The following is a 12,596-nucleotide window of genomic DNA, read 5'->3' on the forward strand; positions in this document are numbered from 1 at the left end:
AAGTCCATTCATAGACTTATCCGTTCAACCCGGGAACATTCCAGGCGGGCGTGCTTTGACTGCCGCGCCCTTGCACCTGCGCGGCCATGCCGGATGAGGATCGTTCATTCATGCCTTTCATCCCGACCCGTATCCACGCTGCCATCGACTGCCCGACCGGGCTCGCCCTGACCATGGCGCCCTTCCTGCTCGGCTTCGCCGACAATGGGCCGGCCCAATGGGTGCCCATGATCCTCGGGGCGGCCATCCTGGTCACGAGCCCCATGACGGACGACGAGCTGTCGCTGGGACGGCTGATCCCCATGCGGGCTCATCTTGGGGTCGACGCGGCCGGCGGACTGCTTCTGGCGGCCTCCCCTGGCTCTTCGGCTTTGCCGATCAGGTGTCCTGGCCCCGTCTCATCCTCGGCGTGTTCGAGATCGCCGTCGCCCTCACGACGAAGCCCGTCGCCGGAACGACGGAAATCGGCGTGACCCGCGACTACGGCTGAGACCCGGTTCGGCCGTCGCGGGAGGACCCTCGCGGGAAAGTACGCTAAGATCGCCGCGAAGCGGGTTCATCGGAACCTGCCGGAGGCGGAGCCCGACGATGGCGAACGATGCGGCCAAGCCGGCCGAAGAGCACCAGCGCGTCGATTCCACATTCCGCAACGGCTCGATCACGGCGATCGGCGTGGTCGTCGGATTCTCTCTGAGTTTTCTGAGCCGCTGGTCGGCGCTGCCCGGCGAATGGGCCCATTCGGATCTGGTGTCGGTCGCGCTGATCACGGTCGGCTTGACCCTTCAGGTCAAGGCCCTGGCCGACCTGCTCCTTGTCTCGTCGCTCCAGCTCAAGCGGTACAACCGCTCGGTCCGGTACTTTCTGACCGGTCTCGGCCTGGTCGGCCTGGGCGTGGTGCTGGCCGTCTTCGCCGACCTGCTCGGATTCGGCGGCATCGTCCTTCAGGGATGACGGCTCGAGCACCGGACGCAAAAGTGAATCCTCTCTTGGGTCCGATGGTCTAGAGCTGCTTCCACTCACGTGGAATCATCTCTTGTCTTTGCCTAGCCGCATTTTCTGACGGTGAACCGGATCCACTTCACCGGAAAATGCTCTAGTCGAAGCCCGGCTTCCCGCTGCGCCCTTTCTTGATCTCGGACCGCCGCCCTTTCGCCTCGAGCCTGCGCTTCTTCGAAGCCAGGGTCGGGCGGGTGGGCCGGCGCGGCTTGGGGCGCTCCGTCGCCTGCCGGATCAGTTCGACCAGACGCGCGACCGCATCCTCGCGGTTGCGGTCCTGACTGCGGAAGCGTTGGGCCGTGATCACGAGAACACCGTCGTTGGTCATGCGCTTCCCGGCAAGCCGTTCCAGCTTCTCCTTCACGAAATCCGGCAGCGAAGGAGAGTGGCGGACGTCGAAGCGCAACTGGACCGCGGTCTCGACCTTGTTGACGTTCTGGCCTCCCGGTCCGGACGCGCGAATGAAGCTTTCCTGGAGTTCCGCCTCGTCGAGGGCAATGGAATTCGTCACCTGGATCATCAAGGGCCTCGGACCGGACGCGGATTAGGACAAGTGGAGCATCGGAGCGGAATTCCAATGCAAGCTTATCCGGCGCTTGTCGATGGGCTCGAGACGTCTTAAGCGCCTCATGCACCCCGCTTTTCCGGATCGCAAGGTCCGGCCTCTCCCATGGCTCTCCATGTCTGCCATTCTCGCCAGCCTGATCCCCACCTTCCTGATCATCGCCACCGGATGGCTCTGCCGGGTGACGAATTTCGTCAGCGAGCCGCAATGGGCCGGTCTCGAGCGGGTCACCTATGTGATCTTCTTCCCGGCCCTCATCATCGACACCCTCTCCCGGGCCGATCTGACCTCGGTCCCCGTCCTCGGTGTCGGCGGTGCGCTGGTCGGCGCCATCCTGACCATGGCCGTGCTGGTCCTGGGGCTGCGCCCCATCCTCGAACGCGGGCTCGGGATCGACGGCCCGAGCTTCACGTCGATCTTCCAGGGCGCGACCCGCTGGAACACCTTCGTCGGGCTGGCGGTCGCGGGAAGTCTCTACGGCCAGCGGGGGATCGCCCTGATCGCAGTTGCCATCGCGGCCATGGTGCCGCTCCTCAACCTGCTCGCCTTCTACGTCTTCATCCGTTTCGCCGGCAGGCCCAAGCAAAGCCCTTGGGACATCTTGCGCTCGTTCGTCACCAATCCGTTCATCTGGTCCTGCGCCATCGGCCTTCTGCTGAACGTCCTGGTGCCGCCGCTGCCCAAGCCTCTGGCCGCGTATATCGACGTCATGGGGCGCGCGGCGCTCGCGGCCGGTCTGCTGATCGTCGGCGCGGGCCTCGACATCCGCAGGCTCGCCCGTCCCGGAATCCCGCACCTGCTGACAGCCGGCCTGAAGCTCGTCCTGATGCCGGTGATGGCCGTCGCCTACGCGGGTTTCATCGGCGTGGAAGGCAACGACCTGACGGTGACCATCGTCGCATCGTCCGTACCCTCGGCCAGCGCCGCCTTCGTGCTGGCACGGCAGATGGGCGGCAATGCAGGCCTCATGGCCGAGATCCTGACCCTGCAGACCCTGCTGGCCCGGATCTCGATGCCACTCCTGATTTCAGGGCTCGGTTGATGATACAACTTGCAGATTAATGAAACGGCCTTGTCTTATTTTTGGTTGTGCTGCTATCTAGAGCCAGTGAAACATAGAGACAGCGTCGGCATCGATGGCCAAACCTCCGCACCGATCCTTCCTCCCCTCCCTGGCGAACGAACAGCCTGGAGGCCAGGCGGCCGATGCGGGCCGGCCGGAGATGTCGGTCACCGAGACGGCCGAGTACATTTCGGAGTTTTCCGCCGTGCTCTCTTCCCTCGCCCGAGAGGCGAAGCTCGATCTCCTGGCCTACCTGCTGGACATGGCCCGATTGGAGGCCGTCCGCGTTCGCGAGGCTCCCGGCGAGGACCGCTAGAGCATCGGGCGCAAAAGTGGGGACCGGTTTTGCGTGCAAAGATGCTCCAAAACAACAGCCTGAAGCATCGATTCCAAAAGTGGCCCCACTTTCGGGATCGATGCGCTAGGGGCTGGTGATTAACGAGACCGCGTTGCCGCCGTGCCGCTCGAGCCGTCCGGCGATCTCAAGTTCGAGGAGAGCCATCTGAACGTTGCGGATCGACAGGCCGGATTGCCGGACCAGATCGTCGACCGTCACCGGCGAAGGGCCGAGAAACGCCACCAGGTCGGACTGGACGTCACCGGTTGCATCGTCCGCCCCGGCCTCGGGCATGATCGGGCGCACGGGCGCTCGGAGGACGTCGGGAAGATCCAGCTCGTCCCAGAGCTCTTCCGAACCAAGGAGATGGATCGGCTCCTCCGCACCTTGATCGAGGCGGGGGCCGGATGCGATCAGCGGCTCCAGGACGCTCGTCACATGCTCGACGCTGGCGCACAGGGTGGCACCTTCGCGGATCAGATCGTTCGTTCCCTCCGCCCGGGGATCGAGGGGTGAACCCGGCACGGCGAAGACCTCGCGTCCCTGCTCCAGGGCGAACCGGGCCGTGATAAGAGAACCCGAGCGCCGCGCCGCCTCGACGACCACCACGCCGTAGCAGAGGCCCGACACGATCCGGTTGCGGCGCGGAAAGTCCCGCCCGCGAGGCTCCCAATCCATGGGCATCTCGGATAGCACGGCCCCGCCCTGCTCCACGATGGTCTCGACGAGCGGTGCGTTCTGAACCGGGTAGATCCGGTCATGTCCGCCGGCCAGCACCGCGACGGTGCCGGTTGCCAGGCTCGCTCTGTGGGCCCTCGTGTCGACGCCGCGCGCCAGGCCCGACACGACCGAATAGCCGGCTTCGCCGAGCTGCCGCGCCAGGCGCTCAGCGAAGGTGAGGCCCGACGCGGACGCGTTGCGCGATCCCACGACGGCGACCGAAGGTTTGGCCAGAATCCCGGCCGAACCCCGGAGCGCAATCAGCGGCGGCGCGGTGTCCACGGCCTGAAGGGTCTTCGGGTAATCGGGCTCGCCCATGGCGATGAAGCGGACGCCGAGGCGCGCCGCCCCGGCCATCTCCGTCTCGGCCTCCGCCCGGGTGCAGACCTTCAGGCCCGGGCTTCCGCTGCGACGTCCGAGATCGGGCAAGGCCTCCAGGGCGCCGGCGGCGCCCCCGTATTGGTTGATCAGCGCGCGGAAGGTGCGCGGCCCGACCTTCTCTGAGCGGATGAGGCGAAGCCAATCGAGCCGCTGCTCATCCGTGAGAATCATGGATTATCCCTTCTGGCCGATCTTGCCTTCTGTCCCGGCCAGAAGGCGGCTGATGTTCTGGCTGTGCTTCCACCACAGCAGCGCCACGAGGATGACCGCCATCCCGGCCATGCCGGGCTCGCCCAGCAGCCACAGGACGACCGGGGTGGCCGCGCTGGCGATCAGAGCGGAGAGCGAGGAGTACTTGGAGGCGAATGCCACTCCGAGCCAGATCAGGCAGAAGATGAGCGCCGCCAGCGGCTTCAGGCCGATCAGCACGCCGATGAAGGTGGCCACGCCCTTGCCGCCCTTGAACCCGAGCCAGACGGGAAAAAGGTGGCCCAGAAAGGCGCCGAGGGCGGCGACCGTCGCAAATTGCGGCCCCCACTGCGCGGCGATCACCACCGGGATCGTGCCCTTGAGGGCGTCGGCTACGAGCGTCGCCGCGGCGAGACCCTTGCGGCCCGTGCGCAGCACGTTGGTGGCGCCGATATTCCCGGAGCCGATCTTGCGCACGTCGCCCAGGCCGGCCATGCGGGTGAAGATCAGGCCGAACGGAATCGAGCCCAGAAGATAGCCGAAGAGCAGGGCGGCCAGCAGGTGGAGGAGGTTGACTTCGTCGGACATTCTCTTCTCGTTACATCGTATCGCGCCGAAAGACCACCCTGCCCGCAACCATCGTGGTCGAGACCTGCCCCTCCAGCCGCGCCTCGTCGAAGGGTGTGTTCTTGGACAGGGACCTGAGGTGGCGCTTGTCGAGCACGTAGGGCGCGTCCGGATCGAAGACGAACAGATCGGCCGGAGCGCCCGCCGAAAGCCGGCCGGCCGGAAGTCCCAGGATTTCAGCGGGCCTCAAGGACATGGCCCGCAGCAGCCTCGGAAGGGAAAGCCGGCCCGAATGGACGAGCCGAAGGGCCGCCGAGAGCAGCGTTTCCAGCCCCACGGCCCCGTCGGCCGCCTCGGCGAAGGGCAGCCTCTTGTTTTCCACATCCTGTGGATTGTGGTCGGAGACGATCACGTCGACGGTCCCGTCGGCCAGGGCGTCGATCACGGCCTGGCGGTCGTCCTCGTGGCGCAGGGGCGGCGAGAGCTTCAGGAAGGTGCGGTAATCGCCGATATCGTTCTCGTTGAGCGCCAGATGGTTGATCGAGACCCCGCAGGTCACCGGCAGCCCCCGATCCTTCGCATGGCGCATGATCTCGGCCGAATCGGCGCAGGAGATCATCGCCGCGTGGTAACGCCCGCCCGTGAGGCGCACGAGCCGGACGTCACGTTCGAGCATCACCGTCTCGGCCTCCCGCGGGATGCCCGGGAGCCCCAGCCGCGAGGCGAACTCGCCCTCGTTCATCACCCCCTGCCCGACGAGGTCGGGATCCTCGACGTGATGGATGATCAGCGCGTCGAAATCGCCCGCATAGGTGAGGGCCCGCCGCATCACCTGGGCGTTCGTGACCGAGCGGGCACCGTCCGTGAAAGCGATCGCGCCGGCCTCCCTGAGGCGGCCGATTTCGACCATCTCCCGCCCCTCGAGCCCTTTCGTCAGGGCCGCCGCGGGGCGGATATTGACCATGGAGGTGTCCCGTGCGCGGCGCACGATGAAATCGATGACGGCCGGATCGTCGAGCGCAGGGCTGGTGTCGGGCATGGACACGACCGTGGTCACGCCGCCGGCCGCCGCCGCCTCGCCGGCGCTCTTGAGCGTCTCGCGGTACGGCCCTCCGGGTTCGCCGATGAAGGCGCGCATGTCGATGAGGCCAGGCGCCAGCACCTGCCCGCCGCAATCGATCACCTGCGCGTCGGAAGCCTCCCTCACCTGCGGTCCGACCGCCTGGATCAGGCCGTCGCGCACCAGCACGCCTCCCCGCTCTTCGCGGTCGCGGGCGGGATCGATGAGACGGGCGTTCTTGAAGAGGATGGGTTGGTTGCTCATGACGCGCCTCACCGGTTCGGCAGATGGCTCGCCAGAGCCTCCAGCACCGCCATGCGCACGGCGACGCCCATTTCGACCTGCTCGCGGATGAGCGACTGCGCGCCGTCCGCGACGTCCGACGAGATCTCCACGCCCCGGTTCATGGGGCCGGGATGCATCACCAGCGCATCGGGCTTCGCGAAGGCAAGCTTTTCCTGATCGAGGCCGTAGAAGCGGAAATACTCCTTCACGGAGGGGACGAAGGACCCGTTCATGCGCTCGCGCTGCAGGCGCAGCATCATAACGATGTCCGCATCCTCGAGCCCCTTCTCCATGCTGGTGAAGGTTTCGAACCCGAGCCGGGCGATCCCGGGCGGCAGCAGGGTCGAGGGCGCCACGAGGCGCACCCGCGCTCCCATGGCGGCGAGCAGGATCATGTTGGAGCGGGCGACGCGGGAATGCAGGATGTCGCCGCAGATCGCCACGGTCAGGCCTTCGATCCGTCCCTTGTTGCGGCGGATCGTGAGAGCGTCGAGCAGAGCTTGCGTCGGATGCTCGTGGGCGCCGTCGCCCGCATTGACCACCGCGCAATCCACCTTCTGGGCGAGAAGATGCACCGCGCCGGCCGCATGGTGGCGCACGACGATGATGTCGGGCCGCATGGCGTTCAGGGTCACGGCCGTGTCGATGAGGGTCTCGCCCTTCTTCACCGAGGAGGAGGCCACCTGCATGTTCATCACGTCGGCGCCCAGCCGCTTGCCGGCGATCTCGAAGGACGATTGGGTGCGGGTGGAGGCCTCGAAGAACAGGTTGATCTGCGTCCGGCCCCTGAGGGTCGACTTGCTCTTCTCGATCTGGCGGCTCACCTCGACCTGTTCGTCGGCCAGATCGAGCAGCGCCTGAATGTCCAGGGGAGACAGCCCCTCGATGCCGAGGAGATGCCGGTGGGGAAAAACGGATCGGGGGGCGTCAGTCATCTTAAAGCGATGGCTATAGGCGCTCCGGGAAACCGCCGCAAGCAGGGTCTCTACGCGGGACGCGCTTCAACCCTAGAATCATCAGGGATTGTGCCGAAGGGCGGTCACCATGCACGCGTTCGAGACCCACGAGGTCATCAATCAGCCGCCCCCGTTCGGCGACGTGAACCTGATCGCCGCCAACCGGCCCCTGCTCGACGCCCTGACGGCCAGCGGCGTCGGCATGGAGGGAGAGCGGCTCCTGGACTTCGGCGCGGCCTGGGGATCGGCGGAGCGGCTCGACATCGGCCGGCTCGCCAACGAGAACCCGCCCAAGCTGCACACCCATGATTCGCGGGGCTACCGGATCGACGCGGTGGAGTTCCACCCGGCCTATCACCTGCTCATGCGGGCCAGCATGGAGGACGGCCTGCACGCCTCGACCTGGGACGAGCCCCGGACCGGCCATGCCCATGTGGCGCGGGCCGCGCGGCTCCATACGGCGGCAGGCGTCGAGAGCGGGCATGTCTGCCCCATCACCATGACCCATGCGTCGGTCGCGGCGCTCGCCGCCTCGCCGAACCGGCTCGCCGAGTGGCTGCCGAAAATCCGCTCGCGCGCATACGATTCCCGCTTCATCCCCTTTTGGGAGAAGCAGGCCGTCACGCTTGGCATGGGCATGACCGAGAAGCAGGGCGGCACCGACGTCCGGGCGAACACGACCCGCGCCGAACCCAAAGCCGGAGACGAATACGAGCTGACCGGTCACAAGTGGTTCATGTCGGCCCCCATGTGCGACGCCTTCCTCGTGCTCGCCCAGGCGCCCGGCGGGCTCACCTGCTTCCTCGCCCCCCGCTTCCGGCCTGACGGCTCCCTCAACGCCCTGCGGCTGCAACGGCTGAAGGACAAGCTCGGGAACCGCTCGAACGCCTCCTCCGAGGTCGAGTTCCAGGAGGCCTTCGGCTGGCGGATCGGCGAGGAGGGTCGCGGGGTGCGCACCATCATCGACATGGTGCAGCTGACCCGGCTCGATTGCGCCGTGGCCTCGGCCGGGCTCGTCCGGATGGGACTGGCCCTCGCCGCCCACCACGTCCGGCACCGCAGCGTGTTCCAGAAGCGGCTCGTCGACCAGCCGGCCATGCGCATGGTGCTCGCCGACCTCGCCCTGGAGAGCGAGGCCATGACGGCCCTCGCATTGCGGGTGGCCGACAGCTTCGACCTCCGGCAGGCGGACAGCCGCGAGGCCGCCTTTGCCCGTCTGGTGACCCCGGCGGCCAAGTTCGGCATCTGCAAGGCTGCCTCGCGGCTCCTCTACGAGGCCATGGAGTGCCTCGGCGGCAACGGCTACGTGGAGGAGAGCGCCCTGCCCCGGCTCTATCGCGAGGCGCCGGTCAACGCGATCTGGGAGGGCTCCGGCAACGTGATCGCCCTCGACATCCTGCGCGCCGAGAACCGGGAGCCCGAGGTCGCCGCCTCCGTTCTCGAGCGCCTGATGAAGGATGCCGGCGATCTCCCGGGCGCCTCGGATGCGGCCCGGGACATCGTCCTGGCCCTGCAATCCACCGACGCGGAGGCGAAGGCCAGATTCGTGGCCGAACGGCTTTTCGTCCTGGCCGCCGCCGCGGCCCTGACCCGGTCCGCACCGCCGGACATCGCCGAGGTCTATGCCCTGACCCGCCTTGCCGTTCCGTCGCGGATGATCGGCGCCAACGACCTGGGAGGAGCGGTGAATCCCTTGCTGGAGCGGGCATTCGTGGCCATATAGGAAACATCCGTACAAGTCCGATTTGACTTGTCGGCGATCATCTACCACTTATCCCGCCCTGCGCTGGCCAAGGGCTGACCGGCGCATCTGCCCTGGAGACAGGGCGTCCGCCTGCTCCCGCTTTTAGGAAGTCGTTCATGAAAGTCCTCGTCGTCGAGTCGCCTGCGAAGGCCAAGACGATCAACAAATATCTCGGCAAGGATTACGAGGTCCTGGCCTCCTTCGGGCATATCCGCGATCTGCCCGCCAAGGACGGCTCGGTCGACCCGGATGACGATTTCCGCATGATCTGGACGCTCGAAGACCGGGGCTCGAAGCGCGTCTCCGATATCGCCAAGGCGATCAAGGGGGCCGAGAAGCTCATCCTGGCCACCGACCCCGACCGCGAGGGCGAGGCCATTTCCTGGCACGTCCTGGAAGCCCTGCGCGAGAAGCGCGCCCTCAAGGACCTGCCCGTCGAGCGGGTGACCTTCAACGCCATCACCAAGGATGCCGTCCAGGCCGCCCTGCGCCAGCCGCGCGAGATCGACCAGGCGCTCGTCGACGCCTATCTGGCCCGCCGGGCCCTGGACTACCTCGTGGGATTCACCCTCTCGCCGGTCCTCTGGCGCAAGCTGCCGGGGGCCCGCTCGGCCGGCCGCGTGCAGTCGGTGGCCCTGCGCCTCGTCTGCGACCGGGAACTCGAGATCGAGACCTTCAAGCCCAGGGAATACTGGTCGCTGATCGCCACCTTGGCGACGAAGGACGGCGGAGTGTTCGACGCGCGGCTCGTCGGCGCCGACGGCAAGAAGATCCAGCGCCTCGACATCGGCAACGGCAAGGACGCGGAAGCCTTCAAGAAGGACCTGGAGCTGGCGACCTTCTCGGTGGCCAACATCGAGGCCAAGCCGGCCAAGCGCCATCCGTATCCGCCTTTCACGACCTCGACCCTGCAGCAGGAGGCTTCCCGCAAGCTCGGCCTGGCGCCGGCCCAGACCATGCGCATCGCGCAGCGTCTCTACGAAGGCGTCGATATCGGGGGCGAGACGGTCGGCCTCATCACCTATATGCGAACGGACGGGGTGGACATGGCGCCCGAAGCCGTCCAGGCGGCCCGCCGGGTGATCGGCAAGGAATACGGCGAGCGCTACGTTCCCGGCGCCCCGCGCAAGTACTCGACCAAGGCCAAGAACGCCCAGGAGGCCCACGAGGCCATCAGGCCGACGGACATGGGCCGTCTGCCGAAGGCTGTGGCCAAGTACCTGGAGCCCGAGCAGGCCCGTCTCTACGACCTGATCTGGACCCGCACCGTGGCGAGCCAGATGGAATCGGCCGAGCTCGAGCGCACCACGGCCGACATCGCCGCCCGGGTCGGGCCGCGCAAGCTCGACCTTCGCGCCACCGGCCAGGTGATCAAGTTCGACGGCTTCCTCACGCTCTACAACGAGAGCAAGGACGACGAGGGCGACGAGGACGAGGGACGTCTTCCCCCGATGAAGGCGGGCGATCCTCTGGAGCGCCGCCGGATCAACGCCTCCCAGCACTTCACCGAGCCGCCGCCCCGCTACTCGGAGGCCTCTCTCGTGAAGCGCATGGAGGAGCTCGGCATCGGACGCCCCTCGACCTACGCGGCCGTGCTCCAGACCCTGCGCGACCGGGAATACGTGCGGATCGAGAAGAAGCGGCTCGTGCCCGAGGACAAGGGCCGGATCGTCACGGCGTTCCTGGAAAGCTTCTTCCGCCGTTACGTGGAATACGACTTCACGGCGGACCTCGAGGAGCAGCTCGACCGGATCTCCAATTCGGAGATCGACTGGAAGCAGGTGCTGCGCGACTTCTGGCGCGATTTCTCGGCCGCCATCGGCGGGACCAAGGAGCTGCGCACCACGGAAGTGCTCGATGCCCTCAACGAGCTTCTCGGGCCGCACATCTTTCCGGACAAGGGTGATGGATCCAACCCGCGCACCTGCCCGACCTGCGGCACCGGCCAGCTCTCGCTGAAGCTCGGCAAGTTCGGCGCCTTCATCGGCTGCTCGAACTACCCGGAGTGCAAGTACACCCGACAGCTTGCCGCCAGCGGCGTGGAAGGCGAAGGCGACGGCTCGTCGGAGAACGGCGGGCAGCCTGGCGTGAAGGTGCTGGGCACCGATCCCGAGACGGGTCTGGACGTCACCCTGCGCGACGGTCGGTTCGGTCCCTTCGTGCAGCTCGGCGAAGGCGAGAAGCCCAAGCGCTCGTCCCTGCCCAAGGGCCTGTCGCCGGCGCTCGTCGATCTGGAGAAGGCCCTGAAGCTGCTGGCATTGCCGCGGCAGGTGGCGACCCATCCGGAATCGGGCGAACCGATTCTGGCGAGCATCGGCCGCTACGGGCCCTATGTTCAGCACGGCAAGACCTACGCCAATCTCGGGCCCGGCGACGACGTGCTGGAGATCGGGGCCAACCGCGCCATCGACCTGATCGTCACCAAGGAGAGCGGCGGCGGAGGGGCCCGACGCGGGGCGGGCGATCCTGGCCGGGCGCTGGGCGACGATCCGGAATCCGGCAAGCCCATCGTGGTCAAGGCGGGACGCTTCGGCCCCTACGTGACCGACGGCGAGACCAACGCCACCCTGCCTCGGACGATGGCCCAGGATGCGGTGACTCTGGACGAGGCCGTCGAGCTTCTGAAGGTCCGTCGCGCCGCCGCTCCGTCGAAGAAGGCCGCCCGCGGCCGCAGGGCCCCGGCCAAGAAGGCGGCCGCCAAGGCACCTGCGGCCAAGAAGTCTGCGGCCAAGAAAGCCGCTCCCAAGACGGCGGCGAAAAAGGCGGCGGCCAAGACGCCGGCGGCAAAGAGCCCGGCGGCCAAGAAGGCCCCAGCCAAGAAGACCGCCAAGGCAGGCTGATCCCGATGCGGGAGTGGCTGTCCTGGCTGTCGGTCGAATATGACGACCAGATCGAGATGATGCTGCGCCTGTGCGGCGCAGCCATCGCCGGCATGGTGGTGGGTATCAACCGGGACATCCACAACAAGCCGATCGGGATGCGCACGCTCGGCCTCGTGGCCCTGGGGGCCGCCCTCGTGATTCTGTCCGGCTCGGTCTATGAGGGCCTGCACTTCGGTCAGGACGCGGTCAGCCGCGTCGTCCAAGGCATCATGACCGGCCTAGGCTTTCTGGGCGCCGGCGCGATTCTCCGCGGTCGTGACCAGATGCAGGTGCAGGGTTTGACGACGGCAGCGACTGTCTGGATTGCGGCGGGCCTCGGCGTGACGGCAGGCCTGGGCGCCTGGTTCATCACGGTGACGGGCACCCTGGTGACCCTGTTTCTTCTGACGTTCGGCAAGCGGATGGAGGAAATCCTGATCCGCGTCTTCGGCCGGAGCGAAGACGCCGATGAGGACGATTAGAGCCTCGGACCCAAAAGTGGACACCACTTTTGGGATTGATCCGAGGCTCCCTCTCTTGGCCAGCGCATCGGAAGAGCCGGAAAACCGGGTCCACTTTTCCGTCCGATGCGCTAGAAGACGAGCCCGAGGCCCAGAACAGCCACGGCCGCCATGGAGAGCCAGATCAGGCTCGACCCGTAGGAGCGGTGGGCCGTGCGCGTGACATCCGGCTCGTCGAACGCGAAGGCCTCGCCGGCATTGCGTGCCGCGCGGTCCAAATGAAGCTTCTGCGCCGGTCCCAAGCTCGTCCGCGTCGTCACGTCCGTTTCTCCTGCTAAGCTCATGCTTAACCATTCAACGTGAATGGAATTTAAACAGTTCCGCATGACAGCCGGAAGACATTCTTTAGAG

Annotated in this window: 13 protein-coding genes; 7 read left to right on the forward strand and 6 right to left on the reverse strand. The window is 66.8% G+C overall.

Annotation, left to right across the window (positions count from 1 at the left end):
* The first annotated feature begins 110 nt into the window (after positions 1-110).
* Together NF876_RS05515 and NF876_RS05520 are read left to right on the forward strand one after the other, a co-directional pair.
* Positions 111-473: an SPW repeat domain-containing protein gene (locus NF876_RS05515; RefSeq protein ID WP_262267847.1), complete on the forward strand. Its 363-nt coding sequence runs from the start codon at positions 111-113 to the stop codon at positions 471-473.
* Positions 474-588: 115 nt separating this feature from the next.
* Complete coding sequence (locus NF876_RS05520; protein ID WP_262267848.1) at positions 589-951, forward strand: hypothetical protein; 363 nt, start codon at positions 589-591, stop codon at positions 949-951.
* A gap of 142 nt (positions 952-1,093) precedes the next feature.
* On the opposite strand, the gene arfB is transcribed toward NF876_RS05520, so the two are convergent.
* Positions 1,094-1,516 carry an alternative ribosome rescue aminoacyl-tRNA hydrolase ArfB gene (arfB, locus tag NF876_RS05525; protein ID WP_262267849.1) on the reverse strand — a complete coding sequence of 141 codons (423 nt, stop codon included), beginning with the start codon at positions 1,514-1,516 and terminating at the stop codon, positions 1,094-1,096.
* Between the two features lie 160 nt (positions 1,517-1,676).
* On the opposite strand from arfB, the gene NF876_RS05530 reads away from it, so the two are divergent.
* Both NF876_RS05530 and NF876_RS05535 read left to right on the forward strand, forming a co-directional pair.
* The gene (locus NF876_RS05530) at positions 1,677-2,603 is read left to right on the forward strand and encodes an AEC family transporter (protein WP_262267850.1); all 927 of its coding nucleotides are present in this window, start codon (positions 1,677-1,679) and stop codon (positions 2,601-2,603) included.
* A 94-nt stretch (positions 2,604-2,697) separates the two neighbouring features.
* Complete coding sequence (locus tag NF876_RS05535; protein ID WP_262267851.1) at positions 2,698-2,940, forward strand: hypothetical protein; 243 nt, start codon at positions 2,698-2,700, stop codon at positions 2,938-2,940.
* 105 nt (positions 2,941-3,045) lie between these two features.
* Here the strand turns inward: NF876_RS05535 and dprA are convergent, their stop codons facing one another.
* The 4 genes from dprA to NF876_RS05555 are packed head-to-tail and all read right to left on the reverse strand — an operon-like array spanning position 3,046 to position 7,098.
* Entirely contained in the window at positions 3,046-4,233 is a 1,188-nt protein-coding gene (gene dprA, locus NF876_RS05540) for a DNA-processing protein DprA (RefSeq protein WP_262267852.1), read from the reverse strand.
* A 3-nt stretch (positions 4,234-4,236) separates the two neighbouring features.
* Complete coding sequence (plsY, locus tag NF876_RS05545; RefSeq protein ID WP_262267853.1) at positions 4,237-4,839, reverse strand: glycerol-3-phosphate 1-O-acyltransferase PlsY; 603 nt, start codon at positions 4,837-4,839, stop codon at positions 4,237-4,239.
* Between the two features lie 10 nt (positions 4,840-4,849).
* The gene (locus NF876_RS05550) at positions 4,850-6,142 is read right to left on the reverse strand and encodes a dihydroorotase (RefSeq protein WP_262267854.1); all 1,293 of its coding nucleotides are present in this window, start codon (positions 6,140-6,142) and stop codon (positions 4,850-4,852) included.
* A gap of 8 nt (positions 6,143-6,150) precedes the next feature.
* Positions 6,151-7,098 carry an aspartate carbamoyltransferase catalytic subunit gene (locus tag NF876_RS05555; RefSeq protein ID WP_262267855.1) on the reverse strand — a complete coding sequence of 316 codons (948 nt, stop codon included), beginning with the start codon at positions 7,096-7,098 and terminating at the stop codon, positions 6,151-6,153.
* Between the two features lie 109 nt (positions 7,099-7,207).
* Here NF876_RS05555 and NF876_RS05560 point away from each other — a divergent pair, with 109 nt between their 5' ends.
* The 3 genes from NF876_RS05560 (at position 7,208) to NF876_RS05570 (ending at position 12,206) form a co-directional block, all read left to right on the forward strand.
* The gene (locus NF876_RS05560) at positions 7,208-8,842 is read left to right on the forward strand and encodes an isovaleryl-CoA dehydrogenase (protein WP_262267856.1); all 1,635 of its coding nucleotides are present in this window, start codon (positions 7,208-7,210) and stop codon (positions 8,840-8,842) included.
* 137 nt (positions 8,843-8,979) lie between these two features.
* Entirely contained in the window at positions 8,980-11,703 is a 2,724-nt protein-coding gene (gene topA, locus NF876_RS05565; RefSeq protein ID WP_262267857.1) for a type I DNA topoisomerase, read from the forward strand.
* 5 nt (positions 11,704-11,708) lie between these two features.
* Entirely contained in the window at positions 11,709-12,206 is a 498-nt protein-coding gene (locus tag NF876_RS05570; protein ID WP_262267858.1) for an MgtC/SapB family protein, read from the forward strand.
* A gap of 110 nt (positions 12,207-12,316) precedes the next feature.
* On the opposite strand, the gene NF876_RS05575 is transcribed toward NF876_RS05570, so the two are convergent.
* The gene (locus NF876_RS05575; protein WP_262267859.1) at positions 12,317-12,505 is read right to left on the reverse strand and encodes a hypothetical protein; all 189 of its coding nucleotides are present in this window, start codon (positions 12,503-12,505) and stop codon (positions 12,317-12,319) included.
* Positions 12,506-12,596 lie beyond the last annotated feature (91 nt).

The sequence above is a fragment of the Microvirga yunnanensis genome (assembly GCF_025460875.1).

What these genes read in the sequence shown, in the direction of transcription:
- NF876_RS05515 (WP_262267847.1), top strand. Translation starts at nt 111, where the DNA reads ATGCCTTTCATCCCGACCCGTATCCACGCTGCCATCGACTGCCCGACC.
- NF876_RS05520 (WP_262267848.1), top strand. Translation starts at nt 589, where the DNA reads ATGGCGAACGATGCGGCCAAGCCGGCCGAAGAGCACCAGCGCGTCGAT.
- arfB (WP_262267849.1), bottom strand. Translation starts at nt 1,516, where the DNA reads ATGATCCAGGTGACGAATTCCATTGCCCTCGACGAGGCGGAACTCCAG.
- NF876_RS05530 (WP_262267850.1), top strand. Translation starts at nt 1,677, where the DNA reads ATGTCTGCCATTCTCGCCAGCCTGATCCCCACCTTCCTGATCATCGCC.
- NF876_RS05535 (WP_262267851.1), top strand. Translation starts at nt 2,698, where the DNA reads ATGGCCAAACCTCCGCACCGATCCTTCCTCCCCTCCCTGGCGAACGAA.
- dprA (WP_262267852.1), bottom strand. Translation starts at nt 4,233, where the DNA reads ATGATTCTCACGGATGAGCAGCGGCTCGATTGGCTTCGCCTCATCCGC.
- plsY (WP_262267853.1), bottom strand. Translation starts at nt 4,839, where the DNA reads ATGTCCGACGAAGTCAACCTCCTCCACCTGCTGGCCGCCCTGCTCTTC.
- NF876_RS05550 (WP_262267854.1), bottom strand. Translation starts at nt 6,142, where the DNA reads ATGAGCAACCAACCCATCCTCTTCAAGAACGCCCGTCTCATCGATCCC.
- NF876_RS05555 (WP_262267855.1), bottom strand. Translation starts at nt 7,098, where the DNA reads ATGACTGACGCCCCCCGATCCGTTTTTCCCCACCGGCATCTCCTCGGC.
- NF876_RS05560 (WP_262267856.1), top strand. Translation starts at nt 7,208, where the DNA reads ATGCACGCGTTCGAGACCCACGAGGTCATCAATCAGCCGCCCCCGTTC.
- topA (WP_262267857.1), top strand. Translation starts at nt 8,980, where the DNA reads ATGAAAGTCCTCGTCGTCGAGTCGCCTGCGAAGGCCAAGACGATCAAC.
- NF876_RS05570 (WP_262267858.1), top strand. Translation starts at nt 11,709, where the DNA reads ATGCGGGAGTGGCTGTCCTGGCTGTCGGTCGAATATGACGACCAGATC.